This is a genomic window from Agromyces sp. MMS24-K17, from assembly GCF_043950245.1.
Taxonomy (GTDB): Bacteria; Actinomycetota; Actinomycetes; order Actinomycetales; family Microbacteriaceae; genus Agromyces.
In genome coordinates this window covers 3934933-3959987 of sequence record NZ_CP171640.1, presented here as the reverse complement: position 1 = coordinate 3959987, position 25055 = coordinate 3934933, and the positions used below count along the sequence as shown (strand labels likewise).

At 73.1% G+C, this 25055-nt stretch carries 22 protein-coding genes and 1 pseudogene; 12 read left to right on the top strand and 11 right to left on the bottom strand.

Annotation, left to right across the window (positions count from 1 at the left end):
* Nucleotides 1-14: 14 nt before the first annotated feature.
* Genes ACGGZK_RS18075 through ACGGZK_RS18065 form a run of 3 tightly spaced genes read left to right on the top strand, consistent with a single transcriptional unit; the run spans nucleotide 15 to nucleotide 2643 of the window.
* The gene (locus ACGGZK_RS18075) at nucleotides 15-962 is read left to right on the top strand and encodes a carbohydrate ABC transporter permease (protein WP_395244006.1); all 948 of its coding nucleotides are present in this window, start codon (nucleotides 15-17) and stop codon (nucleotides 960-962) included.
* Complete coding sequence (locus ACGGZK_RS18070; RefSeq protein WP_395244005.1) at nucleotides 962-1915, top strand: carbohydrate ABC transporter permease; 954 nt, start codon at nucleotides 962-964, stop codon at nucleotides 1913-1915. The genes ACGGZK_RS18075 and ACGGZK_RS18070 overlap by 1 nt, the downstream gene beginning before the upstream one ends.
* Complete coding sequence (locus tag ACGGZK_RS18065; protein ID WP_395244004.1) at nucleotides 1912-2643, top strand: hypothetical protein; 732 nt, start codon at nucleotides 1912-1914, stop codon at nucleotides 2641-2643. Before ACGGZK_RS18070 ends, ACGGZK_RS18065 begins: the two co-directional genes overlap by 4 nt.
* Here ACGGZK_RS18065 and ACGGZK_RS18060 read toward each other — a convergent pair.
* Nucleotides 2640-3149, bottom strand: coding sequence for an NUDIX domain-containing protein (locus ACGGZK_RS18060; RefSeq protein ID WP_395244003.1), 510 nt, complete (start codon nucleotides 3147-3149; stop codon nucleotides 2640-2642). The genes ACGGZK_RS18065 and ACGGZK_RS18060 overlap by 4 nt on opposite strands.
* 198 nt (nucleotides 3150-3347) lie before the next feature.
* On the bottom strand, nucleotides 3348-4367 hold the full coding sequence (locus ACGGZK_RS18055; RefSeq protein WP_395244002.1) for a PHP domain-containing protein: 1020 nt from the start codon (nucleotides 4365-4367) through the stop codon (nucleotides 3348-3350).
* A 191-nt stretch (nucleotides 4368-4558) separates the two neighbouring features.
* Here ACGGZK_RS18055 and ACGGZK_RS18050 point away from each other — a divergent pair, with 191 nt between their 5' ends.
* Nucleotides 4559-4861, top strand: coding sequence for a DUF1540 domain-containing protein (locus tag ACGGZK_RS18050; protein ID WP_395244001.1), 303 nt, complete (start codon nucleotides 4559-4561; stop codon nucleotides 4859-4861).
* A 66-nt stretch (nucleotides 4862-4927) separates the two neighbouring features.
* Here ACGGZK_RS18050 and ACGGZK_RS18045 read toward each other — a convergent pair whose 3' ends face one another.
* On the bottom strand, nucleotides 4928-5446 hold the full coding sequence (locus ACGGZK_RS18045; protein WP_395244000.1) for a MarR family winged helix-turn-helix transcriptional regulator: 519 nt from the start codon (nucleotides 5444-5446) through the stop codon (nucleotides 4928-4930).
* A gap of 102 nt (nucleotides 5447-5548) precedes the next feature.
* On the opposite strand from ACGGZK_RS18045, the gene ACGGZK_RS18040 reads away from it, so the two are divergent.
* Complete coding sequence (locus ACGGZK_RS18040) at nucleotides 5549-6121, top strand: NADPH-dependent F420 reductase (protein WP_395243999.1); 573 nt, start codon at nucleotides 5549-5551, stop codon at nucleotides 6119-6121.
* A gap of 99 nt (nucleotides 6122-6220) precedes the next feature.
* Here the strand turns inward: ACGGZK_RS18040 and ACGGZK_RS18035 are convergent, their stop codons facing one another.
* The gene (locus ACGGZK_RS18035) at nucleotides 6221-7030 is read right to left on the bottom strand and encodes an MBL fold metallo-hydrolase (protein ID WP_395243998.1); all 810 of its coding nucleotides are present in this window, start codon (nucleotides 7028-7030) and stop codon (nucleotides 6221-6223) included.
* Between the two features lie 63 nt (nucleotides 7031-7093).
* Here ACGGZK_RS18035 and ACGGZK_RS18030 point away from each other — a divergent pair, with 63 nt between their 5' ends.
* From ACGGZK_RS18030 to ACGGZK_RS18015, 4 genes are all read left to right on the top strand, one after another.
* Nucleotides 7094-7828: an NUDIX hydrolase gene (locus ACGGZK_RS18030; protein ID WP_395243997.1), complete on the top strand. Its 735-nt coding sequence runs from the start codon at nucleotides 7094-7096 to the stop codon at nucleotides 7826-7828.
* Between the two features lie 47 nt (nucleotides 7829-7875).
* Nucleotides 7876-9339: a lipase maturation factor family protein gene (locus tag ACGGZK_RS18025; protein WP_395243996.1), complete on the top strand. Its 1464-nt coding sequence runs from the start codon at nucleotides 7876-7878 to the stop codon at nucleotides 9337-9339.
* 127 nt (nucleotides 9340-9466) lie between these two features.
* Nucleotides 9467-10495, top strand: a complete 1029-nt coding sequence (locus ACGGZK_RS18020; RefSeq protein WP_395243995.1) for a serine/threonine-protein kinase — start codon at nucleotides 9467-9469, stop codon at nucleotides 10493-10495.
* 9 nt (nucleotides 10496-10504) lie between these two features.
* The gene (locus tag ACGGZK_RS18015) at nucleotides 10505-11659 is read left to right on the top strand and encodes an AI-2E family transporter (RefSeq protein WP_395243994.1); all 1155 of its coding nucleotides are present in this window, start codon (nucleotides 10505-10507) and stop codon (nucleotides 11657-11659) included.
* Nucleotides 11660-11765: 106 nt separating this feature from the next.
* On the opposite strand, the gene ACGGZK_RS18010 is transcribed toward ACGGZK_RS18015, so the two are convergent.
* From ACGGZK_RS18010 to ACGGZK_RS17990, 5 genes are all read right to left on the bottom strand, one after another.
* Nucleotides 11766-13388 carry a peroxidase family protein gene (locus ACGGZK_RS18010; protein ID WP_395243993.1) on the bottom strand — a complete coding sequence of 541 codons (1623 nt, stop codon included), beginning with the start codon at nucleotides 13386-13388 and terminating at the stop codon, nucleotides 11766-11768.
* A 255-nt stretch (nucleotides 13389-13643) separates the two neighbouring features.
* Nucleotides 13644-14921 carry a sugar ABC transporter permease gene (locus tag ACGGZK_RS18005; protein WP_395243992.1) on the bottom strand — a complete coding sequence of 426 codons (1278 nt, stop codon included), beginning with the start codon at nucleotides 14919-14921 and terminating at the stop codon, nucleotides 13644-13646.
* Nucleotides 14918-15670 (bottom strand): ATP-binding cassette domain-containing protein, encoded by a 753-nt coding sequence (locus tag ACGGZK_RS18000; protein WP_395243991.1) that lies wholly within the window; start codon nucleotides 15668-15670, stop codon nucleotides 14918-14920. The genes ACGGZK_RS18005 and ACGGZK_RS18000 overlap by 4 nt, the downstream gene beginning before the upstream one ends.
* Nucleotides 15671-15784: 114 nt before the next feature.
* Nucleotides 15785-16855 (bottom strand): sugar ABC transporter substrate-binding protein, encoded by a 1071-nt coding sequence (locus tag ACGGZK_RS17995; RefSeq protein ID WP_395243990.1) that lies wholly within the window; start codon nucleotides 16853-16855, stop codon nucleotides 15785-15787.
* A 443-nt stretch (nucleotides 16856-17298) separates the two neighbouring features.
* Nucleotides 17299-18699, bottom strand: a complete 1401-nt coding sequence (locus ACGGZK_RS17990) for a GNAT family N-acetyltransferase (protein ID WP_395243989.1) — start codon at nucleotides 18697-18699, stop codon at nucleotides 17299-17301.
* A 65-nt stretch (nucleotides 18700-18764) separates the two neighbouring features.
* On the opposite strand from ACGGZK_RS17990, the gene ACGGZK_RS17985 reads away from it, so the two are divergent.
* A complete protein-coding gene (locus ACGGZK_RS17985; protein WP_395243988.1) occupies nucleotides 18765-20543 on the top strand; it encodes an ABC transporter ATP-binding protein in 1779 nt (592 codons plus the stop codon).
* A 41-nt stretch (nucleotides 20544-20584) separates the two neighbouring features.
* Here the strand turns inward: ACGGZK_RS17985 and ACGGZK_RS17980 are convergent, their stop codons facing one another.
* Nucleotides 20585-22336: an FAD-dependent oxidoreductase gene (locus ACGGZK_RS17980; protein ID WP_395243987.1), complete on the bottom strand. Its 1752-nt coding sequence runs from the start codon at nucleotides 22334-22336 to the stop codon at nucleotides 20585-20587.
* Between the two features lie 135 nt (nucleotides 22337-22471).
* Here ACGGZK_RS17980 and ACGGZK_RS17975 point away from each other — a divergent pair.
* A pseudogene (locus ACGGZK_RS17975) lies at nucleotides 22472-22678 on the top strand (DUF4062 domain-containing protein); the annotation flags it as partial.
* 23 nt (nucleotides 22679-22701) lie between these two features.
* On the opposite strand, the gene ACGGZK_RS17970 reads toward ACGGZK_RS17975, so the two are convergent.
* Nucleotides 22702-24246 (bottom strand): hypothetical protein, encoded by a 1545-nt coding sequence (locus ACGGZK_RS17970; RefSeq protein WP_395243986.1) that lies wholly within the window; start codon nucleotides 24244-24246, stop codon nucleotides 22702-22704.
* Between the two features lie 17 nt (nucleotides 24247-24263).
* Here ACGGZK_RS17970 and ACGGZK_RS17965 point away from each other — a divergent pair, with 17 nt between their 5' ends.
* Nucleotides 24264-25055, top strand: coding sequence for a tetratricopeptide repeat protein (locus ACGGZK_RS17965; RefSeq protein ID WP_395243985.1), 792 nt, complete (start codon nucleotides 24264-24266; stop codon nucleotides 25053-25055).

Genomic DNA, 25055 nt, shown 5'->3' with positions numbered 1-25055 from the left:
CGGAAGGAACCCAGATGGCCGTCACCGCCCCGGCGCGGCTCGCGCCGCCGCCGAGCCCGGCGCCCGACGCCGACCGCGTCCGCACCCGGCGCCGCCGCCGCGTCCGCGACATCGCGGTCGGCTGGAGCTTCATCCTGCCGAACTTCCTCGGCTTCGCCCTGCTCACCCTCGTGCCGATGGCGGGCGCGTTCGTGCTCGCGTTCATGGAGTGGGACGGCTTCACCCCGGCCGAGTGGGTCGGGCTCGACAACTTCCAGCGGATGCTCCGCGACCAGACCTTCTGGATCGCGCTCGGCAACACGGCCTACTACGCCGCGGGCCACATCCCGCTGACGATGGCCGCCGCCCTCGGCCTCGCGCTGCTGCTGAACCGGCGCCTGCGCGGCCTCGGCTTCTTCCGCACCGCCATGTTCTTCCCGTACGTGACGTCGCTCGTCGCGGTCGCCGTGGTCTGGAACATGCTGTTCAACCCGACGTCGGGGCCGATCAACCAGTTCCTCGAGTTCCTCGGGGTCGCCGACCCGCCCGGCTGGACCTCGAGCTCGGCGTGGGCGATGCCCGCCGTGATCATCACGAGCGTGTGGCGCGACATGGGGTACTACATGGTGCTGTACCTGACCGGCCTCCAGGCCATCCCGACCGAGTACTACGAGGCCGCCGAGGTCGACGGCGCGAACGCCTGGCAGCGGTTCCGCCACGTCACGCTGCCGTCCCTGCGGCCGACGAGCTTCTTCGTGCTGATCATGATCACCATCTCGAGCTTCAAGGTGTTCGACCTCATCGTCGTCATGACCGACGGCGGTCCGGGGCGCGCGACGACGGTGCTCAGCCAGGTCATCTACAAGCAGGGCATCGTCGAGAACCGGTTCGGCTACTCGTCGGCGGTCGCGCTCGTGCTCTTCCTGATCGTGCTCGCGTTCACGGTCGCCCAGTTCACCCTGCAGAAGCGCAAGGAGGCGTGATGACGCAGACGCACCTCGTCGAGGACGAGACCCGGCTCGGCGCCTTCGAGTCGACCCTGACCGCCGCGATGACCGCGCCCGAGGAGCGCCGCGGCCGGGGTCGCGGCCGGCGCCGGCCCTACCGCGGCGGCCGGGTGCCCGGCGCCCGCAAGGTGCTGACGTACGTGCTGCTCGCCGTGGTCGTCGCGATCGTGTTCGTGCCGTTCTTCTGGATGATCTCGTCGTCGCTGAAGCACGACAACCAGGTCTTCCAGGTGCCGACCCAGTGGATCCCGACCGACTGGGTGTGGCAGAACTACGTCGACATCTGGACGCGGATCCCGCTCGCGACCTACCTGCGGAACTCGCTGTTCCTCGCGCTCGTGATCACGTTCCTGCAGCTGCTGACCGGCAGCTTCGCGGCGTACGGCTTCGCGAAGCTGCGGTTCCCCGGCCGCGACATCCTGTTCGTCGGGTACATCGCGACCATCGCCGTGCCGTGGCAGGCCTACATGGTGCCGCAGTACATCATGATGCAGCAGGCCGGGCTCGTGAACACGCACCTCGCGATCATCCTGCTGCAGGCGTTCGGCGCCTTCGGCGTGTTCCTCATGCGGCAGTACTACCTGACCATCCCCGACGAGCTGTGCGAGGCCGCACGCATCGACGGCATGAGCGAGTACAGCATCTGGGCGCGGATCATCCTGCCGCTCTCGAAGCCCGCGCTCGCGAGCCTGGCGCTGCTCACCTTCGTCGGCGTGTGGAACGACTACATGGGGCCGTTCATCTACCTGACCAGCAACGACCTGTGGACCGTGCAGCTCGGCCTGCGCTCGTTCGTCGGCCAGTTCGACGCCCAGTACGCGATGATCATGACCGGCTCGGTGATCTCGGTCATCCCGATCGTCGTGATCTTCCTGCTCGGGCAGAAGCACTTCATCCAGGGCATCGCGACGAGCGGACTGAAGGGATGAGCACGGCGACGGGCCCGGTGCGGCGGATGCTCCGCCCCGGGCAGGCCGCGTTCGAGTCGCTGTTCGACACGGCGTACCGCGCGCTCGGCACCGGCGTCGCCGCCGCGCTCGCCGGAGGCCTGCCGCTCGCCCTCGTCGTGCCGGGGATCCCGCGCCCGCTCGAGGCCTGGCCGCTGCTGCTCGTGCTGGCGCTGCCGATCGGCCCGGCGATCGCGGCGGCGTTCGCGGTGTTCGCCGCGGCGCGCGGGGCTGACGCCGTGCGGCCGTTCCGCGACCTCTTCCGGGCCTGGCCGCGCACGGCCGTCAAGGCGCTCGCCGCCTGGGCGGCCCTGCTCGCGGTCGTGGCCGTGCTCGTGGTCGACGTCGGCGCCGTCTGGGGCACGCCGTTCGCCGGGCTGGTCGGCCCGGTGCTCGCGGTGGTCGCCCTGGTGGCGTGCCTGGCCTGCGTGAACGCCCTCGCCGTGCTCGCCGCCGAGCCCGCCCGGCCGCTTCGCGCCGCCCTGGCGGCCGGCGCCGTGGGCGCCGTGCGCCGGCCGGGTCCGTCGCTCGTCTCGCTCGTCGTGCTGGCCGCGTGGATCGTGGTCTCGCTCGCGATGCCGGTGCTCGGCATCGTCGGGCTGGGCGGCTTCGCGCTGCTCGTGCTCCAGGCCGACGCGGCGGCGTCGACCGCGGCGCGGCCGGCACCGGCCGAGCCGCCGCAGGTCGGGGCGGTGCGGCCGGGGCGCTAGGAGTCGTCGCCCGCGCCGTCGTCCCCGACCGCGTCCTCCGCGATGAGCAGCGCCAGCACCGCGTCGAGCACGGGCCGCTGCCCGGTCACGAGCAGCGGCCGAGCCTCGTCGAGCCCGCACCAGCGCACCTCGTCGACCTCGGGGAACTCGCGGCGCGTGCCCGACCGGGGCGGCCATTCCACCTCGAAGGTGTTGCTCACGAGGTCGGCCACCTCGAACCCGGGCGCCTCGAGCGCGAAGACGCGCACCACCTTGCCCGAGGAGTAGCGGAACCCGCCGAGGTCGACCGGTTCGCCGGGCGGCGGCTCGACGCCGAGCTCCTCGGCGAACTCGCGGAGCGCCGCGGCCCGCTCGTCCTCGTCGGGGTCGACCTCGCCCTTCGGGATCGACCAGGCGCCCTCCCGCTTGCCCGCCCAGAACGGGCCGCCCATGTGCGCGATCAGCACCTCGGGCGCCGGCACGCGCCGGAACAGGAGCAGGCCGGCGCTGCGCGCCCGCGCCGCCACGTCAGTACTGCTTCGGCGCCTTCAGCAGCGCCCACAGGCAGGCGAGCAGCCCGATGCCGCCCACCACCCCGATCGCGGCGAGCACCGTCCAGAGCATGGTTTCCGTCGACATCGACCCTCCCTCGCTGCGCCGTCGGCGCGTGCCGCCATTCTGCCGTCGTCGCGCCGCCACGGGAAGGGGGTGGCCGCCGACGCGGTTCAGCGCTCGCGGTGCGTCCACTCGAGCAGCCGCTCGAGCGGCCACGTCGTCACGATCCGCTCGGCGGGGATGCCGGCCGCCTCCGCGCGCTCGGCCCCGAGGCGCAGGAACCCGTAGTGACCCGGCGCGTGCCCGTCGCTGTCGATGCTGAACAGGCAGCCGGCCGCGAGGGCGATCGCGATGAGGTCGTCGGGCGGGTCCTGGCGTTCGGGTCGCGAGTTGACCTCGACCGCCACGCCGCGCTCCGCGCACGCGGCGAACACCGCCTCGGCGTCGAACTCCGACTGCGGGCGGGTGCCGCGCGATCCCTGCACGAGCCGGCCGGTGCAGTGCCCGAGCACGTCGGTGTGCGGGTCGGCGACGGCTCGGAGCATCCGCTCGGTCATCGCGGCGCGCGGCGAGCGCAGCTTGGAGTGCACGCTCGCGACGACCACGTCGAGTCGCGCGAGCATCTCGGGCGTCTGGTCGAGCGAGCCGTCCTCGAGGATGTCGACCTCGATGCCCGAGAGGATGCGCACGCCGAGGTCGCCGCCGGAGTTCAGGGCCTCGACGACCTCGAGCTGGTCGGCGAGCCGCTCGGCGGTGAGCCCGTTGGCGACCCGGAGGCTGGGGGAGTGGTCGGTGAGGGCGACGTACTCGAGGCCCGCCGCCGCGGCCGCCCGGGCCATCGCCGCGATGCTCGTCGTGCCGTCCGACCATTCGCTGTGGCTGTGCAGGTCGCCGCGGAGCTCGGCGCGGAGTCCGGTCGGCGCGACGGCGTCGGTGCCGGCCTTCGCACGGAGGTCGGCGAGGTAGTCGGGCACCCGCCCCTCGGCGGCCTGCGAGATCACCTGCCAGGTGGTGTCGCCGATGCCGGGCGCGCGCCGCAGGCTGCCGTCGGCGACCTTCGCCGCCAGCGCCTCGGGCGGCAGCTGCTCGACGACCGCGAGGGCCTTCCGGAACGCCTTCGCCTTGAACGGGTTCGCGAGCGCGCCCTCGAGCAGGAGCGCGATCTCCTCGAGCGCGGATGCCGGGTCCATGCCGCCATTCTGCTCTGCAAGCCCCGGTCAGGGCGCGGATGCCTCGCTCCACGGTGGCGGCAAGGTAAGGCTAGCCTCACCAAGAAATAGCCTGTGATCAGGAGAAAAACCGGCACGCCGCTCTTCCGGCGGCACGTCCTCGGGCGTACGATCGGCCGCAACGACCGACTCGGACGAGCCTGGAGGCCCCCATGAGCATGACGATCGACGACCTGCCCCGCGTGTCCGAGTGTTCGGTGCTGGGCTGCTCCTACAACGACCACTCCAGCTGCCACGCCGCGGCCGTCACCATCGCCGGCTCGGCGGGCGACGCCGAGTGCGCCACGTTCATCCCGCTCGGCTCGAAGGGCGGCCTCGACAAGGTCGTCTCGCACGTGGGCGCCTGCCAGCGCGCCGAGTGCGTGCACAACTCGTCGCTGGAGTGCACGGCGGCCGCGGTGCGCATCGGGCCGGGGGCCGACGCGGCGGACTGCCTCACCTACGAGCCGCGCTGAGCGCGCGACGATCATCGACCCGAGGGCGTCGGCCGTGAGGCCGGCGCCCTCCGTCGTGCGGTCGGCTCAGCCGGCGCGGCGCACCGGCCCCTCGCTGAACTGGCAGGCGCTCGCCTCGAGCCGGGCGTCGGGGTCGAGCCGGCCGAGCACGGCGCCGGCGATCTCGTAGAGCTGCTGGAGCTGCTCGGCGCTCAGCGCGTCGAGCACGGCGCTGCGTGCGGCGGCGACGTGGCCGGGCGCGGCGGCGTCGAGCAGGTCGAGGCCGGCCTCGGTGACGGTGGCGTTCGTGGCGCGGCGATCCTCGGGGCACGGGAAGCGGCGCACCAGGCCCCGTTCCTCGAGCCGGCGCATCACGTGCGAGAGCCGGGGGAGGGTCGCGTTCGTCGCCGCCGCGAGCGCGGTCATGCGCATGGTGTGGTCGGGCTGCGCGGCGAGCGAGCCGAGCGCGACGTACTCGAAGTGGGTGAGTCCGGCGTCGGCGAGGAGCTGCGCGTCGAGCGCGGTCGGGAGGAGCTCGGTCACCGCGATGAGGCGTACCCACGCGGCGGATTCCTCGGGGGAGAGCCAGTGCGGGGCATCCGTCATGCGCCCATCCTACCGCAATAGTTGACACGACAACTGATTAGGCCTATCGTATTGGTTGTTCCAACAATCAATCGCACGGCGAACCGTGCGGAAGGAGTGGTCATGACGACCGTCAGCATCATCGGCAACGGCAACATGGGTCAGGCGATCGGCGCGGTCGTCGCCGCAGGCGGGCACTCGGTCGAGGTCATCGGCCGCGACGCCGCGCAGGCCCCGACCGGCGACGTCGTCGTGCTCGCCGTGCCGTACCCGTCCCTCGCCGGGATCGCCGCCGAGCGCGCCCAGCAGCTCGCCGGCAAGGTCGTCGTCGACCTCAGCAACCCGCTCGACTTCTCGACCTTCGACTCGCTCGTCGTCGACGCCGACAGCTCCGCCGCGGCCGAGCTCCAGGCGAAGCTTCCCGAGTCGAAGGTGCTCAAGGCCTTCAACACGAACTTCGCGGGCACCCTCGCCGCGAAGACCGTCGGCGGCCTGCCGACCACCGTGCTCATCGCCGGCGACGACCAGGCCGCGAAGGACCTGCTCGCCGACGTCGTCCGCGCCGGCGGCCTCAACGCGACCGACGCCGGCGCCCTCAGCCGCGCCCGCGAGCTCGAGTCGATCGGCTTCCTCCAGCTCGTCCTTGCCGTCCGCGAGCAGGTCGGCTGGACCGGCGGCTTCGCCGTCGCGGCCTGACCCGCTGCGCGACCACGCGACCCGTCGCCCCCGCGACCCACGGCCCGTGCCGGCTCCACGCCGGCGCGGGCCGTTCGCGTCCGCCCCGCCGGGTGCCGCTCAGCCCCGCAGGTACGCCAGCTGGGCCCGCACGGATGCCTCCGCCGCGTACCTGACCGCCGGGTCGACGTCGCCGTACACGACGTCGGCCACGGCCTCGGCCGAGGCATCCGCCCCGATCTCTTCGAGCGCCGCGCGCACCTGCGCGAGGCGCTCCTCGCGGTGCGCGAGGTAGGCGTCGCAGATCGCGGCGAGGTTCGGCAGCACCGGGCCGTGCCCCGGCAGCACCGGCACCGAGCCGTCCGCGCCCACCTCGCGAAGTCGGGCGAGCGAGTCGAGGTAGGGGCCGAGCGCCCCGTCGGGGTCGGCGATGATCGTCGTGCCGCGCCCGAGCACCGAGTCGCCGGTGAGCACGCCGAGGGTGCGGTCGTCGTCGCCGACCACCCGCACGCACAGGGAATCGGCCGTGTGGCCGGGAGTCGCGAGCACCTCGAGGTCGAGCCCGACCACCTCGAGCCGCTCGCCGTCGACCAGGGGCGGGGCGCCGATGCACCACGCCGCGTCGATCGCGCGCACCGGGGCGCCCGTCAGCTCGGCGAGCGCCGCGAGCGCCTCGCTGTGGTCGGCATGGTGGTGCGTGAGCACGATCAGCTCCACCGGCGCCCCCGCGAGCCGCGCCAGGTGCGCGTCGTCGAGGGGGCCCGGGTCGACCACGACGCATCCGGATGCCCCGGGCGCGCGCAGCACGTACGAGTTCGTGCCGTCGAGGGTCATCGGGCCCGGGTTCGGCGCGAGCACGAGCTCGGCCCACGGCGCCACCTGCTCGCCCGGTCGCGGCGTGCTCGGAACGGTCTCGTCGGCGCTGCCCATGCGCGGCAGTGTAGCCCGCACCGGGGGTGGAGACCCGCGCGCGCCCGGCCTACCCTGAACACCATGAACAGCGACGTTCAGGTTCCGCCCCCTGCCATGCCCCTGACCACCACCCCCGGATCCGCCGCCACCGTCGTCCTGCTCCGCGACGGCGAGCTCGGCGTCGAGGTGCTCCTCGCCGAACGCCCCCACGACCGAGGCTCCTTCGCCGGCGCCTGGGTGTTCCCCGGCGGCGCGGTCGACCCCGACGACGTCGCGGGCGCGCCCGGCGGACCCGGCGACGAGGACGCCGTGCGCCGCGCCGCCGTCCGCGAGACCCGCGAGGAGGTCGGCCTCGCGCTCGACCCGGGCGAACTCGTGCCGTTCTCCCGCTGGACGCCGCCCGAGGGCGCGCCCAAGCCGCTCGTCACCACGTTCTTCGCCCTGCGCGTGCCCGACGGCGAGCTGCGCCCCGCGCCAGACGAGGTCGTCGCGCTCGAGTGGATCCGGCCCTGCGACGCCCTCGCACGGCACGCGCGCGGCCAGATGATCCTCTGGCCGCCGACGTGGGTCACGCTGCACGGGCTGGCCCGGGCCGAGAGCGTCGACACGGCCCTCGCCGAGCTGCGGGCCGGCACGGTGCGGCCGTACCGGTCGCGGTTCATCGACGGCCGTCGCACGATCGTGTGGGAGGAGGACGCCGCGTACCTCGACGCGGCGGCCGAGGGCGTGCCCGTCGGCCCGCCGGACGGCGGGGGTGCCGGGCGGCACCGGCTCCTGATGGACGGACTGCCCTGGCGGTACCAGGTCTCCCCGTAGCGCTCGACCCCGTCGCCGCGGTCGTCGGGCCGGACTAGCCTTGCGGCGTGGACCCGGCGGCGTGGTTCGGCTGGCTCGACGCGGACGACTACGAGATCGCCCGCCACGTGCTCCAGCGCGGGGTCGCCGCCCTCGCGGTGATCGCGTTCTGGTCCACGCTGAACCAGTTCCGGCCGCTCCTCGGCGAGCACGGGCTGCTGCCCGTGCCGGTGCTCCTCCGGGTGACGAAGGGCCTCGCCCGCGGACCGACGATCTTCCGCTGGTGGCGGTACACCGACCGGCGCCTCGTCGTCGTCGCGTGGACGGGCATGCTGCTCGGGGCATCCGTCGTCGCGGGCCTCCCGCAGCTGGGGCCGCCCGTGGTGCCGCTCGCCGTCTTCCTCGTGCTGTGGGTGCTCTACCTGTCGATCGTGCACGTCGGCCAGACGTTCTACGGGTTCGGCTGGGAGATGCTGCTCTGCGAGGCGCTGTTCACCGTCGCGTTCGTCGGGTCGGCGCACGAGCCGCCGCCGTGGCCGCTCCTCGTCGCCGTCTGGTGGCTCGTGTTCCGCCTCGAGTTCGGCGCCGGCATGATCAAGATCCGCGGCGGGCGGGAGTGGCGCGACCTCACCGCGCTCATGTACCACCACGAGACGCAGCCCATGCCGGGGCCGCTGAGCCGGCAGGCGCACCTGCTGCCGCCGTGGTTCCACCGCGTCGAGGTCGTCGGCAACCACGTCGCCCAGCTCGGCGTGCCGTTCCTGCTGTTCGTGCCCGGCCCGGTCGGGTCGGCCGCCGCGGTGGTGATCATCCTCACCCAGTTCTGGCTCATCGCCACCGGCAACTTCGCCTGGCTCAACTGGATCACCGTCGTGCTCGCGGCCTCGGCGATCACCGACTCCGCGTGGCACTGGGCGATCCCGGCCACCCCCGCCGACCTCGGCGCGGCGGCCACGGACATCCCGTGGTGGTGGGCCCTCGTCGTGCTCGGGGCATCCGTGCTCTTCCTCGTGCTCGCGTGGGAGCCGCTGCGCAACCTGCTGTCGCGGCGGCAGCTGATGAACGCGGGCTTCAACCGCTTCCTGCTCGGCAACGCCTACGGCGCGTTCGGCACGGTCACGAAGCGCCGCATCGAGATCGTCGTGGAGGGCACGCTCGACGAGCACCCCACCGGCCCAGACGCCGAGTGGCGGGAGTACGGCTTCAAGGGCAAGCCGGGCGACCTGCGCGCGATCCCGCGGCAGTGGGCGCCGTACCACCTGCGGCTGGACTGGCTGATGTGGTTCCTCCCGCTCGGCCGCATGTGGGAGCCGTGGTTCGAGCAGCTCATCGTGCGCCTCCTCGAGGCGGATGCCCCGACCCTGCGCCTGCTCGCTCACGACCCCTTCGCGGGGGAGCCGCCCCGCTACGTGCGGGCCCGCGCCTACCACTACCGGTTCGCGACCCGCGCCGAGTTCCGGCGCGACCGCCACCGCTGGGTGCGCACGCTCGAGCAGGAGGTCGTGCGGGCCGCGTCGCTCGACCGGCGCTAGCAGGCGGAACGTCGCCCCGCAAGGGCCCGATACCGCCCGACCCCGCTCCATACACTCGACCCACGCATGGTGATCTCGATGCAACGGCCGGGCGTACCCACCCGGAATGTCCGTCCCAGGAGGATCCGTGATCGACCGCGATGTTCCCGCGGGCGCCGCACTGCCGCCCACCGCTCCGTTCCGAGGCAGCGCCGACCCGGACTGGACGCCGGGCATGCCCGACCCGCGTCCCGCGCCCGTGTCCACCGGCCGGTACGACGTGAGCCGGCTCATCGGCTCCGGCGGCATGGCCGACGTGTACCTCGCCCGCGACACCCGCCTCGGCCGCGACGTCGCCGTCAAGGTCTTCCGCGCCGACCAGGAGACGGTCGCCGACCGGGCCCGCCGCGAACGCGAGCTCACCCTCCTCGCCGAACTCAACCACCCCGGCCTCGTCGCCGTGCACGACGCCGGGTTCGCCGGCGCCGACGCCATGCCCCGTCGGTTCATCGTGATGGAGTACGTGACCGGCCGGTCGCTCGCCCACCGGATCGCGCGCGGGCCGCTGAAGCCCCGCCAGGTCGCCGACGTCGGCGCGCAGATGGCCGACGCGCTCGGCTACGTGCACAGCCGCGGCGTCGTGCACCGCGACGTGAAGCCCGAGAACATCCTGCTCGGCGAGGAGCCGGCGCTCGGCTACAGCGTCGTCGCGAAGCTCGCCGACTTCGGCGTCGCGCAGTACGTCGACGGCTCCCGCCTGACCGGCGACGGCACCATCATGGGCACCGCCGCCTACATCTCGCCGGAGCAGGCGCGCGGCGACGAGGTCGGCCCGCCGAGCGACGTCTACTCGCTCGGCCTGGTGCTGCTCGAGTCGCTGAAGGGCGAGCGGGAGTACACCGGCACCCCCGTCGAGGCCGCGCTCGCGCGATTGCAGCGTGCGCCCGAGCTGCCCGAGGAGCTCAGCGAGGAGTGGTGCGAGGTACTCGGGTCGATGACCGCGGACGACCCCGCCGAGCGCCCGACGGCGCACGACGTCGCCATCGCCATGCGCGACCTGCTCGCCTCGATGGCCGACTCGAAGCGCCGCCGCCGTGACGGCGGGCGGACGGGAGCGCACGGCACTTCGGACCGCCGCGCCGGTCGGCTCTGGCGTCCGGGGGTCGGGCGCAAGTAGCGTCCTCGTATGGCCGCCATCCGCAGGACCGCCCGCATCAGGCCGCGTCGTCCGCTCCCGACCCCGCCCGAGCCTCCGCCCGCGGCGGAGCTCACCAGCGACGGCGACAGCCGCGCGCCCGAGGTGAAGGTGCGGGCCTTCCGCATCGGCTTCATCGGCACGCTCGGCGTGCTCGTCGCGCTGCTGCTCGGCGGGGTCGTCGGGCAGCTGTCGACGGTGATCCTCTACGTCGTCTTCGCCCTGTTCCTGGCCCTCGGCCTCGACCCGCTCGTCACCTGGCTCGAGCGCTGGATGCCCCGCTGGGTCGCGATCCTGCTCATCGTCGCCGGGGTGCTCGGCGTCGTCGCGCTGCTCGTGGCGACGATCGTGCCGATCATCATCGAGCAGACCCAGTACCTCATCGACCACTGGGAGGAGATCGGGGAGGACGTCGCCGGCAGCCCGATCGTGGTCTGGCTGCAGGGGCTGCTCGGCGAGGACTTCCAGCTCGAGACGCTCATCCAGGACGCCACCGACTGGCTCGGCGACCCGGCCAACCTGGCGTCCCTCGGCGGCGGCGTGCTGGCCGTCGGCGCCGGCATCGCCGGCGGGTTCACCGGCGTGGTCATCGTGCTCATCCTGATGCTGTACTTCATGGCGTCGCTGCGGTCGATGGAGCGCTACTCGGCGAAGTTCGTTCCGGCGTCGTCGCGCGCCGGCTACCTCGACCTCACCGACGACATCACCAGCTCGGTCGGCCGGTACGTCATGGGGCAGGTCTCGCTCGGCCTCATCAACGGCGCGCTGAGCTTCATCTACCTGTCGATCATCGGCGCGCCCTCGCCGATCCTGCTGGCGTTCATCGCGTTCCTGTGCTCGCTGGTGCCGCTGGTCGGCACCCTGACGGGTGCGATCATCATCTCGCTCGTCTGCCTCACCGCGTCGCCGATCACGGCGCTGGCCGCCATCATCTACTACCTCGTCTACATGCAGGTCGAGGCGTACGTGCTGAGCCCGCGCATCATGAACAAGGCGGTCGCGGTGCCCGGCGCCCTCGTGGTCATCGCGGCCGTCGCGGGCGGCACCCTCGGCGGCGTGCTCGGCGCCCTGGTCGCGATCCCGGTCGCCGCGTCGCTCATCATCATCATCGAGAAGGTCGTGTTCCCGAGGCAGGACGCGATCTAGCCGCGCAGCTCGGACGGGTACGGCGGATGCCACGGGCGCGGGCCCGTGGCATCCGTCGTGTCGTGGCATCCGTCGATCGCGCGACCGCGACCGTCGAACGGCCCGATCAGTCGTCGACCGTGACCACCGCCTCCTGCGGGGCGAAGATCAGGTTCAGGCCGGCGACGTCCTCGGGCACGCCGGCGGCGTGGAGCAAGTCGATCAGCTCCCACACCGGGCTCACGGGCTCGCCGCGGTCGGCGGCCCGCACGTCCGACACCTTGTCAGGGAACACCGGTTGCCCGTCGATGAGCTCCTTCCCGGGCGACCAGTGCGGCGCCCGGTTGAGGTACGAGAACGGGTCGCCGCGAAGGAGCCCGGAGAACACCGCGGCGACGAGGGTCGAACCCACCGCGCCGAGGCGTTCGCCGTCGTGCTGCACCTGAGCCTCCTTGAGGATGTAGACCCAGAGCGACTCCTCCATCGGGTGCTCGATCGCGAGCGGCTCGATGTGCAGCGCCGTCGCGACCTCGGTCGCAGGCGGCAGCTCCATGCGCCAGCCGCGCTTGATGTTCAGCTCGGCGAGCGGGTTCGAGGCCCCCGGCCCGGCCGGGATGTTGAACACCGACCGCGACAGGTGCGTGTCGATCTTGTGCGCCCGCTGCGGGAACGGCGTCGGCCCGCCCCGCACCGACGAGGCGAAGTCGAAGTACCAGTCCCACTGGAGCGTGTGCTTCTCCGGCAGTGCCCGCCCGCCGCGCAGGTCCGCAGGCCCCGCGGTGACCGCGTGCGCGGCCGGCACCGGGGGAGCGACGAAGATCGGCTTCCCGAACCGCAGGCCGACCCCGCCCTGGAGCGGGAAGTTGAGCTGGTACCCGGCACGGATCATCGAGTGCCCGAATCGATACGCCGCGACCGAGAACTCGACCGGGATGAACGGGTTCTCCGACCAGTCGTACACGTCCTCGAACCCGTACGAGATCGAGTACCGGGGCCCGGTGCCGTCGCCGCCGTCCTCGTCGAACGCGATCGCCTTCGCGAAGATCGCCGGGTCGGTGATCCTCGACACGAAGTCGTTCCAGACCACGTACTGGTACGACCAGACGGTGATCCGCTGCGCCTCGAGGAACAGCTTCCGGCCCGGAGTCGTCGCGCCGCTCGGCGCATCGGCGAGCTTCTGCAGGATCGCGTTGTGCAACTGGATGAACGCGAGCTGCAACTGGCTGACGATGACGTTCTCGTCGTTGCGCGGATCGCCGATCACGGCGACGCCGTCGGCGTTGCGCTGCAGGTCGGGTTCGACGAACGACGTCGCCTGCCCGCGACCGATCCGCAGGAACCCCGCGAACCCGTCGTGCAGCGTGCGCTGCTGGTCGTAGAGGTACGGCTGGTCGTCGGGCCCGCGCCCGTAGAGGCTGTCGAGGTCGAGGCGCGGCGACCGGAAGCTCTGCAGCCCGTCGGGGTCGTTGTGCCGCGTCAACGAGGACTGCGGGTCGAACGTGATGTCGTGGTCGACGAACTGCCCGAAGTAGGTGTAGCCGACGGGGGTCGCCGAGTCCGGCGGCTCGTCGTCGGTGAACATCTCGTTCACGGCGAAGTCGTGGATGGCGACCTGCTTCTCGAGGTCGCCCGGACCGGGCGGCTCCCAGGTCGTGAAGCCGCGCCCGAAGAGCCGGCCGAACCGGCCCTCGTGGCTCCGGGAATGCGGCACCGACTGCGGCACGATCGAGTGCGCGCGTGCGTGTTGCATGATGGTTCCTCCGCTGCTGAATCTGGCCTGCCGTGATGGGCGCGATTCGGGTGCGTCGGGGGAACGCATCGCCAGCCGGTCGTCGGTGGTGTTGACGGGCGCGACGCTACGCGCGCGACCGGGCGCCCTCAAGGGCTGCGGGCCATGCGGGCGGGATTTCAGTGCAGGCCCTGAGCGGTGGGGGCCTCGGGTGGTCGCAGACGACGGATGCCACGGGCGCGGGCCCGTGGCATCCGTTCGCGTCGTGCGGCGGGGTCAGGTCCTGATCGCGCCGCCCGCCCGCACTCGGGAGAGCGCGTCGACGGTCGCGGCGAGGATGAGCACGCCGCCGGTGACGGCGTAGTTCACGCCGGCCGGGAGGTTGAGCAGGCCGAGGCCGTTGGTGATGACCGCGATCACGAGCGCACCGATCGCGGCGTGGAGGAGGCGCCCGCGACCGCCGAAGAGGCTGACGCCGCCGACGACCGCGGCCGCGACGCCGGACAGGACGAGGTCGCGTCCGGCGGCGGCATCGACCGAGCCGACCTTGCTGATCGAGAACAGGCCCGCGACGACCGCCAGGCCGGAGCAGACGATGAACGCCGTCCAGCGGATGAGGACGACCTTCACGCCCGCACGGCGGGCGGCCTCGGCGTTGCCGCCGATCGCGTAGATGTAGCGGCCGTACCGCGTGCGGTCGAGCACGAACGTGCCGAGCCACAGGATCAGCAGCACGATCGGCACGACGATGGGCACGCCCTGCACGGCCTTGATCGACTGCCCGCGGTCCTGGTTCAGGATGTAGACCGCGACGCCGCCGAGCACCGCGATGACGCCGAGCTTGATCCAGACGAGCGCGATCGCCCGGTTCGGCACGCCGGCGCGGGCGCGGCGGGCGCGGTCCCAGAACGAGGTCGTCGCCGAGATCGCGATCATGATCGCGAGCATCGCCCAGCCGGCCCAGACCGGCAGGTTGGCGTTCTGGATGGCGAGGATCTCGGGGATCTGCACCCGGTACAGGCCGCCGGAGCCGATGATCATCAGCTCCAGGCCCTGGAGGCCGAGGAACAGGCCCAGGGTCACGACGAACGACGGGATGCCGACCCTCGCCACGAAGAACCCGATGAACGTGCCGATGAGCAGGCCCGTCGCGAACGCGATCGCGAGGGCGACGATCCAGTTGAAGCCCTGCACGTTGACCAGCACGATGAAGATGCACATCGTGACGCCCGCGGTCACGCCCGCAGACAGGTCGATCTCGCCGAGCAGGATCACGAACACGAGCGCCATGCCGAGCATGACGAGCGTCGCGGCCTGCGTCATCAGGTTCGCGAAGTTGCGCTCGGTGAGGAAGAACGGGCTCAGGATCGAGAACAGGATGCTGAGCACGATGAACCCGCCGATGGCGGGCAGGGCGCCCATCTCGCCGCCGCGGACCCGCTGCAGCCAGGCGCGTACCTGGTCGCCGACGCCGCCCTCGACGCCGGAGCCGATCAGGTCGCCCGAGATCGGGTCGGGGGACGCGTTCGTGCGCTGCGCTTCGCTCGTGCTCATGCCGCCGCACCCCCCTCGACCTTGGTGCCGGTGATGTAGCCGACGACCTCGTCGCGGGTGGTCTCGGCGGTCTCGAGCTGGGCGACCATCTGGCCCAGGTAGAGCACGCTGATGTGGTCGGCGACCTCGAACACGTCGGCCAGGTTGTGGCTGATGATGATGACCGCGACGCCCTGCTCGGCGAGGCGCTTCACCAGTTGGAGCACCTGCTCGGTCTGCGCGACGCCGAGGGCGGCGGTGGGCTCGTCGAGGATGACGAGGCGGGCCTTCTTCAGCACGGCACGGGCGATCGCGACGGTCTGCCGCTGGCCGCCCGACAGGCTCGACACCTTCTGGCGGACGCTCTTCACGGTGCGCACCGACAGGGAGCGGAGCGTGTCGGATGCCTCGCGCTCCATGCGGCCCTCGTCGAACGTGCCGAAGCCGGTCTCCTCGCGGCCGAGGAACATGTTCTGCACGATGTCGAGGTTGTCGCACAGGGCGAGGTCCTGGTAGACGACCTCGATCCCGAGCCGGGACGCCTCGCGGGGGGTGTGCAGCACGACCTCCTCGCCGTCGAACCGCACGACGCCGTCGTCGTACGGCTGCACGCCGGCGAGGCCCTTGATCAGGGTGGACTTGCCGGCGCCGTTGTCGCCGACGAGGGCGGTGACCTTGCCGGGGTAGGCCTTGAGGTCCACCCCCTTGAGCACGCTGACGGGGCCGAAGCTCTTGACGACCCCGCTCAGCTCGATGAGTGGCACATCCATGCCGGGTTCCTTTCAGGACGACGCTGTCGGCTCCCAGTGTGGCACCGGGGAACCGACGGTGGAACGGGCGCGGGGCCCGGACCTTGCGGCCCGAGGCCCCGCGCTGCGGATGGATCAGCCGACGCTGATGCCGTACTCCTCGCACTTCGGCGCGACGTCGCCGTCGCAGACCTCGGCGGCGTCCGCGTCACCGGCGTCGATGACCTGCGACACCTGCTCCGGGCCCACCAGGATCGGGGTGACCGCGATGTACGGGGTGCCGTCCTCGAGCTCCTGGTCGGCGGTCGGGGTCTCGCCGTTCAGCAGGCTGACGGCCAGGTCGACCGCGGCGTCCGCCTCGAGCTTGATCGGCTTGTAGACCGTGGCGGTCTGCTTGCCGAGCAGGACGTTCTGCAGGCCCGCGACCGAGGCGTCCTGGCCCGAGACCGGAACGGTGAGGCCGTTCTTGTCGAGGACCGTGATGACGCCCGCGGCGTTCGTGTCGTTGGCGACCCAGACCGCGTCGACGGTGCCGCCGAGCGAGGTCAGCGCCTGCTCGAAGTTCGTCGCGGACTTCTCGCCGTCCCAGACCCCCGGCGGCTCGGCGGCCGGGACGATGCCCGCGGCCTCCATGACCTCGACGGCGCCGTCGTGGAACATCGCGGCGTTGCCGTCGGTCGGGTCGCCGCCCATGTAGACGACCTTCGCCGTGGCCGGGTCCTTGCCGGCGGCCTTCAGGCCGTCGACGATCGACTGGCCCTCGAGCTTGCCGACCTGCACGTTGTCGAACGACACGTAGTAGTCGGCGCCCTCGATCGGACGGTCGTAGGCGATGACGGGGATGCCCTCGCCCTTCGCCTTCTCGGCGACGGCCGCGCCGGCGCCGTTGTAGTCGACGAGCAGCATCACGCCGCAGCCCTTGCTGAGCTGCTGGTCGGCGATCGTGGCGTACTTGTTCGTGTCGCCCTGCGCGTTCTGGATGTCCGTCTCGAAGCCGGCCGCGGTGAGGCCCTCCTCGAGGTACGGGCGGTCGTTGTTCTCCCAGCGCGGCGACGAGGCCGCATCGGGAAGGATCACGCACGCGCGGCCGGCAGTCGCTTCGGCGCTGCCGCCGTCGTCGGTGCCACCGGTGCTGGAACAGGCTGCGAGCAGCAGCGCCGAAACGCCGGCGAGTGCGGCAGCAGAGACCAATGAAGCCTTCTTCACGGCTCTCCCCTTCATCAGGTGAGGTCGACCCCTCAGGGTTCCGCCGTCATCATCGACAGCGGCAAGGGCAATCATGCTGCTGGGCAGGGTGAGCCGAAAGAGCCATTTGATAACGGTCACATAACTTACTTACGGGTCAGTAAGCGAAAGAGGCGCGGAAACACAGGGGAGAGGGCTTTCCCGGATGCCTCGGCGAACGAAACCGTCTGGTGGAGTTTGTTTCCGTCTCCGACAATTCAGATCGTTTCACCGGCATCGTGAGCCGGCACCGTGCCGCGCGCCCACGACGTCGCACGAACTGCGACCCGCGCTTCCCGAGGTGCGCCATATGGGCGACATCGCCCCGCGATGTCGCGGAGGTGGTGCCGCGGCGACCCCCAGGTGCGCCGAATGGGCGACATCGTGGGGCGACGGGAGGGGGTGAGGCGGACGGGCCGGCCCGCTCAGAACCAGATCGACAGCAGCGGCTCGCGCTCGGCGGCGAAGAGCCGGTCGGCGATCGCGAACGAGCCGCGCGAGTGCTCGGCGATGCGCCCGGCCCGTCCGAGCGTCGAGGGGCGCACCCCGCCGAGCAGGATCGCGCCGAGCTCCTGCACCCCGAGGGCGAGCCCGTTCGACTGGCGGCTGCGGCGCGAGCCGCCGTCGCGGCCGGAGGCCGCCCGACGGGACCCGACGGCCGGGACGTCCGCCGGCCACGGGGCATCCGCACCGCCGCCCTCGACCCGGCGCACCTCGGCGCGGCCGTCGGCCGACGCGTCGATCTCGTACGTGCCGGCCGCGTGGCCGAGCGGATCGGTGACCTCGAGCGTGAGGGTGCCGGCGCCGCCGAAGCGTCGTCCGGCGAGGGCCGCGACCGGGTCGAGCACGCGCACCCAGAGGTGGTCGGCGATCGCGTCGACCTCGACCGCGCGCGGGTCCTCGAGGAGCCAGGGCAGCGGCTCCTCGACCGAGCGGAGGTGCGCCTGCACCGCCGAGATGAAGTCGTGCTCGACGAGCGCGCGCCAGAGGCCCCGCTCGGCGTCGTCGGTCGCCGCGGCGAGGAAGCTCACGTGCAGGGTGCCGGGGCGGTCGGGCTCGCGCGTCACCCGGTAGGTCGCGAAGCCCTGCGCCTGGCCGCGCTCGTCGTCGTAGCGGAGGGCGCGCACGCCGCGCGAGTGCTCGGAGTCGGGGTCGGCGGTGCCGAGCACCCGCTCGAACAGCGACGGCCAGCGGTCGATCTCGCCGGGCGTCCGCGCCACGGCACGCCGGGCGATGGCGGGGGCCTGGTCGATCAGCGCGGCGGGATCGACGGCGTGGACGCGGCCCGGGACATCCGCCCCGCTCCAGTGCGCGCGTCGCCGGTCGATGCGGATCGACGCCGCGCGGGTGGCCGGGGCGTACCCGAAGCGGCCGTAGATGGTGGCCTCGGTCGCGGTGAGCACGGCGACCGCGGCGCCGGCCTCGATCGCGCTGCGCAGCTGCGCCTCCATGAGCGCGCGGGCGATGCCGCGGCGGCGATGAGTCGGGGCGACGGTGACGCTCGACACCGCCCAGGCGTCGATGCTGCGGCCGCCAGGCACGCTGAGGCCGGTGGGCCAGCCCGAGACGGTCGCGACGGGGATGCCGGGCGTGGCGCTCGCGCGGTCGTAGACGCCCTCGACCCGGCGGTCGCGGAAGGTGCGCTGCTCGAACTCGATCTGCTGCGGGGTCGGGCGCGGGTGGTGGAAGCCGCGGTTGTCGGCCTCGATCCAGCCGAGGAGGGCCGCGCGATCGGATGGCTCGACGAGTCGGTACTCGAGGCCGCGAGCGGCGAGTGCGTCGGTGGCGAGGCGGTCGGCAGGGGCGCGGTGGAGATCGAACGACACCGATCCAGCGTAGTCATCGAGCCTGCGGGGATGCCGTGGCGGCCGGATTGGTGGAGAATCGAACCATGAGCCGGGAAGCGCTTTCCAATGAAGCCCGCGTCGCACGCGCCATCGACGGACGGCACCCCACGCGCTCGGTGTGGCGGCTGCTCGGGATGCATCGCCGCCGCGTCGCCGGCGCCGTCGCGTTCTTCGCCCTGAAGGACACCCCGCTGTGGCTCCTCCCGGTCATCACCGCCGGGGTCATCGACGTCGTCGTCGCCGGCGGGCCGATGTCGACGCTGTGGTTCTGGGCCGGCCTCGCGGTCGTCGCGCTCGTGCAGAACTACCCGAACCACGTCGCGTACACGCGGCTGTTCATGGGCGCCGTCCGCTCGATCGGCGCCGACCTTCGCAACGCGCTCGCCGCCCGGCTGCAGTCGCTGTCGATCGGCTTCCACTCCCGAGCGAACTCGGCGGTCGTGCAGACCAAGGTCGTCCGCGACGCCGAGAACGTCGAGGTCATGCTGCAGCAGACCGCGCACCCGCTGCTGAGCGCGACCATGGTGCTCCTCGGCGCCGTCGTGATGACCGCGATCAACGTGCCGGCGTTCCTGCCCGTGTACGCCCTGGCGATCCCGCTCGCCGTGATGCTCCGGGCCATCCTGAACCGGCGCTCGCGTGCACGGAACGAGGAGTTCCGCCGCGAGGTCGAGCAGTTCTCGGCGCGGGTCGGCGAGATGGCGACCCTGCTGCCGATCACCCGCGCGCACGGGCTCGAGGCGGTCGCGGTCGACCGCGTCGCCCGCGGCGCCGAGGGCGTGCGCAGCGCCGGGTTCCAGCTCGACCTGCTGAACGGCCGCTTCGCGTCGCTGTCGTGGGTGAGCCTGCAGCTGCTGGGCGTCGGATGCCTCGTGCTCGCCGCGTGGGTCTCGCTGACCGGGATCCTGCCCATCACCCCCGGCCAGGTCGTGCTGCTGAGCTCCTACTTCGCGCTGCTCACCGGGTCGGCGACGAACCTGCTCATGCTGCTGCCGATCGTCGCACGCGGCACCGAGTCGGTGCGCTCCATCGCCGAGGTGCTGCAGGACCCCGACCTCGAGCGCAACGCGGGCAAGCGGGCCGTCGACCGGGTCGAGGGCGCGCTCGACCTCGACGCGGTGCGGTTCCGCTACCCCGACGCCGAGGCGCCCGCGCTCGACGGCGTCGACCTCGCGATCCGGCCGGGGGAGACGGTCGCGTTCGTCGGCTCCAGCGGGTCGGGCAAGTCGACGCTGCTCAACCTCGTGCTCGGGTTCGTGCGCCCGACGGGCGGGCGGGTCCGGCTCGACGGCGTCGACATGGAGGAGCTCGACCTGCGCACCGTGCGCCGGTTCGTGTCGGTCGTGCCCCAGGAGTCGGTGCTGTTCGAGGGATCCATCCGCGACAACATCACCTACGGGCTCGGCGAGGTCGACGACGACCGCGTGCTCGCCGCCCTGCGCGACGCGAACGCGCTCGAGATCGTCGAGGCGCAGCCGCAGGGCTGGGACACGGTCGTCGGCGAACGCGGCGCGCGGCTCTCGGGCGGGCAGCGGCAGCGCCTGTCGATCGCCCGCGCGCTCGTGCGCGACCCGCGCATCCTGCTGCTCGACGAGGCCACGAGCGCGCTCGACCCCGAGAGCGAGGCGAAGATCAAGGTCGCGCTCGAGCACCTCATGCGCGGGCGCACCACGCTCGTCGTCGCGCACCGGCTGTCGACGATCCGGTCGGCCGACCGCATCGTCGTGCTGGAGCACGGCCGCGTGGTGGAGGTCGGGTCGCACGACCAGCTCATCGCCCGGGGCGGCCGGTACGCGGAGCTCGAGCGGGTGCAGTCGGCCTGAGCGGTCGAAGGCCATCGCAGCGGCCCGCGGCGGCGGCTCGGTCAGCCGCCCACGTGCGGCCCGAGGTGGCGGTGCACGGATGACACGACCGCCGACCCCTCGCCCACGGCCGCGGCGACCCGCTTGATCGAGGCCCGGCGCACGTCGCCGGCGGCGAAGCATCCGGGCAGCGAGGTCTCGAGCGGTTCGGGGACGCGCCCGTCGGGCCACGCCGCGCGCACCGCGTCGGCGATCGGCGCCACGCCGTCCAGGCCGTCGGCGAGGGCGTCCTCGCCGGTCAGCACCGAGCCCCACCGGTCGCGGCGCACGGCGTCGCCGACCCAGTCGGTACGCGGACGCGCGCCGATGGTGATGAACACGGCGGCCGCGGGCACCTCGACCCGGCTGCCGTCGTCGTGGGCGAGCACGACGGTCGCGAGCCGTCCGTCGGCGGGGTCGGCGGCGGCGTCGGCGAGGCGCGATCCGGTGACGATCGCGACGCCCGCGGCCGCCAGCTCGGCGACGAGGTACTGCGACATGCTGTCGGCCAGGTGCGCGCCGCGCACGACGAGCGACACCGAGCGGGCGAACCGGGCCAGGTGCAGCGCCGCCTGCCCCGCGGAGTTGCCCCCGCCGACCACGAGCACGTCGCGGCCCGACTGCGCCTGCGCCTCGACCGAGCTCGCGCCGTAGAACACGCTGACGCCGACGAAGGCGTCGAGGGCGGGCACCGCGAGCCGCCGGTAGTCGACGCCGGTCGCGAGCACGACCGACCGGGCGTCGACGTGCGCGTCGTCGACCGCGAGGCGGAAGGCGGCGGGGCCCGTGCCGGCGCGCGTGCCGCCGCTGCCGGCGCTGCCGCCGTCGAGGACGGCCAGCCCCGTCGCGCGGCGCGCGTGCGCGAAGCGCGCGCCGAACAGCCAGGCCTGCCGGTACGCGTTCAGCGCGAGGTCGGCGCCGGTGACGCCGTGCGCGAAGCCGAGGTAGTTGCGGATCAGCGAGCTCGAACCCGCCTGCCCGCCGATCGACGCCGGCTCGAGCACCAGCGTGTCGAGGCCCTCGCTCGCGGCGTACACCGCGGCGGCGAGCCCGGCCGGCCCCGCCCCGACGACGACGACGTCGACCACCCGATCGGGCAGGTCCGTCGTCAGGCCGCCGGCGCGCGCGAGCTCGAGGTCGTCGGGGTCGACGAGGATCGCGCCGTCGTGGGCGGCGACGACGGGCACGCGCGGCGAGCCGGCACCTGCGGCCGCCAGCAGCGCGGCCGCGGCCGGATCGTCGGGAGCGAGATCCCGCACGTGCGCGCCGGTGCGGGCGATCCGCGCGCGCAGCGCGTGCGTACGGGGCGAGGCCGGATCGGCGACGACGGTGAAGCCGGGTCGGTCGACGCCCGCGGCACGCGCCCAGCCCCGCAGCAGGTCGGTCACGCCCTTGTGGAACGACTCGTCGGGTCGCGCCGAGGGCACGACGAGGTAGCCGTCCATCGCCCCGCGCGCCATCAGGTCGAGGAGCGACGCCGCGATCCGCTCGTCGCCCCAGGCGCCCCACGCGACCACCGCGGTCCGCCGGGCGTCGGGGAAGCGCCGGCGGGCGTCGGCGAAGAGCGCCGACGGGTCGTCGTCGGCCCCGCCCGTGCCGGCGATCACGAGGGCGAGCGCGCTGCCGGATGCCTCGAGCTCGTCGAGGGCCGCCCGTGCGGCCGTGGCATCCCGCGCGGAACGCACCTCGTAGTCGGCCGCGTAGCGGCGAGCGAGTTCTGCGGCGACGACCTCCCCGTCCGTCCCCGCGACCAGGATCACCGGCCGGCGCTCCACGCGGCGAGTGTACCGCCGCCGCCTCGCGGCGTCGCGTCCCCGTCGTCCTGCGCCCCGCATTGGGGGGAGCGTGGGGGCGAGACATCCGCTTCGGCGTATTTACAGGCGACCCGCCGCGGGAACAGACTTTTCCTCATGAACCCTGCGCGGGGAGCCATCCGGACCCCCGACCAGCGCCTGCGCGTGTTCGTGAGCTCCACCCTGAAGGAGCTGGCGCCCGAACGGCGCGCGGTCCGGCGTGCGATCGAGGAGCTGCGGCTCGCTCCCGTCATGTTCGAGCTCGGCGCGCGCCCCCACCCGCCCCGCGAGCTGTACCGCGCCTACCTCGAGCAGAGCGACATCTTCGTCGGCCTCTACGCCGAGCGCTACGGCTGGGTCGCCCCGGGGAGGAGATCTCCGGCCTCGAGGACGAGTGGCGCCTCGCACGGCGCGACATGCCGAAGCTCGTGTACGTCAAGGACGTGCCCGACCGCGAACCGCGGCTCACCGAGCTCCTGGGCCGGATCCGCGACGACGACGGCGCCGCCTACGTCTACTTCTCCGACGAGGAGGAGCTCGCCGAGCTCGTCCGCGGCGACCTCGCGACCCTCCTCGCCGAACGCTTCGACCGCGGTGCCGACCAGGAGGGCGGCGCCCCCGTGGTCGCCGTCGAGGGCGGGCACATCACGCCGCCGCCCGTGCCCCTGTCGGAGATGATCGGCCGGGAGCGCGAGTTCGCCGCCGTCGTCGGCCTGCTGCGCGGCGCCGCCCGGTTCGTCACCGTCACCGGCCCGGCGGGCATCGGCAAGAGCCTCCTCGGGCTCGTCGTCGCCGTCGCGGTGCACGACGACTTCCCCGACGGCATCGCGTTCGTCGACCTCGCGGCCGTGTCCGACCCCGAGCGCGTGCCCGCCGCGATCGCCGCCGCCGTGGGCCTCCACGACTCCGGCGACGGCAGCCTCGCAGACAAGGTGCGCATCGCACTGCGCGGGCGGCGGATGCTCCTGCTCGTCGACAACTTCGAGCAGGTCGTCGGCGCGGGCACGGTGCTCCGCGACCTCCTCGAGGAGCTGCCCGAGGTCTCGGTGCTCGTCACCAGCCGGAGCCTGCTGCGCGTCTCGGGCGAGCACGGCGTCGAGCTCGGGCCGCTGCCCCTGCCCGATCCCGCGCGCATCGTCGACCGGCCCGGCGAGCTGCAGGCCGCGTCGGTGCGGCTCTTCGTCGACCGCGTGCGGGCCGTGAAGCCCGACTTCGAGCTCACCGCCGAGAACGCCGTCGACGTCGCCCGGGTGTGCGTGGCCCTCGACGGCGTGCCGCTCGCGATCGAGCTGGCCGCCGCGCGTGCCCGCGTGCTGCCGCCGGCCGAGCTGCTCGAACGGCTCCACCGGCGCCTGCCGCTGCTCACCGACGGCTCGCGCGACCTGCCCGAACGGCACCGCACCATGCGCGGCGCGATCGAGTGGAGCGTGCAGCTCGTGCCCGAGCGCGCGCAGGGCCTGTTCGCCCGGCTCGGCGTGTTCGCCGGCCCCTTCTCGCTCGAGGCCGCCGAGGCGATCGCCGCGAGCAGCAACGGCGAGGTGATCGCCGACCTCGAGGCCCTCGTCGACGCGAGCATCGTGCGGCAGGAGGAGCGCGGCGAGCGGGCCGTCTACAACCTGCTCGGCGCCGTGCGCGAGGTCGCCCACGAGCACCTCGAGCAGCTGCCCGACGCCCGCGCGGTGCACGACCGCTACGCCGCTTGGTACCTCGCCCTCGGCGAGGAGGCCGAGTTCGCCCTCGAGGGCGCCTCGCAGCTCACCTGGGTGCAGCGCCTCTCGGACGACGCCGACAACCTGCGCGCGGTCATGCGGCACCTGCTCGACACCCGGCAGTGGACGGCCGCCGCGCACTTCTGCTGGACGCTGTTCCTCTACTGGTGGGTCGGCGGGCACCTCGGCGAGGCGCGCGCGTGGATGGCCGAAGTGCTCGACTCGGGGAGGAGCTCGACGACCTCACCCTCGCGACCGCGCTCTACTTCACCCGCGCCGTCGCGTTCTGGCAGCGGCCCGACGAGACGCTCCTGCCCGACCTGCGGCGGAGCGCGGAGGGCTTCCGCCGGGCCGGCGACCTCTCCGGCGAGGGCCTCGCCTACATCTCGCTCGGGCTCGCGCAACTCGGCGCGGTCGTGCCGCCCGACCCGGTCGGGGCGCAGGAGTCGCTCGAGCGCGCGCTCGCCAGCATGCGCGAGCAGGGCGACAGCTGGGGCGAGGGCTTCGCGCTCATCACCATCGGCCGTGTCGAGCTGCTGCTCGGCCGGCTCGACTCGGCGCTCGACCGGTTCGCCTCGAGCCTCGACATCGCCAAGCGGCGCGGCGACCGGCACGCCGAGTCGATCGCGCAGTACCACATCGGCTGGGTGCGGCTCCTGCTCGGCCAGCCCGACGAGGCCCGCACCAGGTTCGGGCAGAACCTCGACCTGTCGTGCCGGCTCGCCCACGACGAGGGCATCGCCTACGGGCTGGAAGGGCTCACCGCCGTCGCCGCGGCGGACGGCGAGGCCGAGCGCGCCGGGCTGCTGTTCGGGGCATCCGAGGTGCTGCGCGAACGCACCGGCCTCTACAACATGCAGCCCTTCATCGTCACCACCCCGTTCGTCGACCGGCTCCTCGACGGGCCCGACGCGCTCACCTTCGAGGCCGCCCGCGGCCGCGGGCGCGCGCTGCCGGTCGCCGACGCCGTGTCCTTCGCGCTCGGCGGCTGA

Bases quoted from the DNA above. Each gene is read 5' to 3' on its own strand.
- ACGGZK_RS18075 (WP_395244006.1), top strand. From the start codon at position 15: ATGGCCGTCACCGCCCCGGCGCGGCTCGCGCCGCCGCCGAGCCCGGCG.
- ACGGZK_RS18070 (WP_395244005.1), top strand. From the start codon at position 962: ATGACGCAGACGCACCTCGTCGAGGACGAGACCCGGCTCGGCGCCTTC.
- ACGGZK_RS18065 (WP_395244004.1), top strand. From the start codon at position 1,912: ATGAGCACGGCGACGGGCCCGGTGCGGCGGATGCTCCGCCCCGGGCAG.
- ACGGZK_RS18055 (WP_395244002.1), bottom strand. From the start codon at position 4,367: ATGGACCCGGCATCCGCGCTCGAGGAGATCGCGCTCCTGCTCGAGGGC.
- ACGGZK_RS18050 (WP_395244001.1), top strand. From the start codon at position 4,559: ATGAGCATGACGATCGACGACCTGCCCCGCGTGTCCGAGTGTTCGGTG.
- ACGGZK_RS18045 (WP_395244000.1), bottom strand. From the start codon at position 5,446: ATGACGGATGCCCCGCACTGGCTCTCCCCCGAGGAATCCGCCGCGTGG.
- ACGGZK_RS18040 (WP_395243999.1), top strand. From the start codon at position 5,549: ATGACGACCGTCAGCATCATCGGCAACGGCAACATGGGTCAGGCGATC.
- ACGGZK_RS18035 (WP_395243998.1), bottom strand. From the start codon at position 7,030: ATGGGCAGCGCCGACGAGACCGTTCCGAGCACGCCGCGACCGGGCGAG.
- ACGGZK_RS18030 (WP_395243997.1), top strand. From the start codon at position 7,094: ATGAACAGCGACGTTCAGGTTCCGCCCCCTGCCATGCCCCTGACCACC.
- ACGGZK_RS18015 (WP_395243994.1), top strand. From the start codon at position 10,505: ATGGCCGCCATCCGCAGGACCGCCCGCATCAGGCCGCGTCGTCCGCTC.
- ACGGZK_RS18010 (WP_395243993.1), bottom strand. From the start codon at position 13,388: ATGCAACACGCACGCGCGCACTCGATCGTGCCGCAGTCGGTGCCGCAT.
- ACGGZK_RS18005 (WP_395243992.1), bottom strand. From the start codon at position 14,921: ATGAGCACGAGCGAAGCGCAGCGCACGAACGCGTCCCCCGACCCGATC.
- ACGGZK_RS18000 (WP_395243991.1), bottom strand. From the start codon at position 15,670: ATGGATGTGCCACTCATCGAGCTGAGCGGGGTCGTCAAGAGCTTCGGC.
- ACGGZK_RS17985 (WP_395243988.1), top strand. From the start codon at position 18,765: ATGAGCCGGGAAGCGCTTTCCAATGAAGCCCGCGTCGCACGCGCCATC.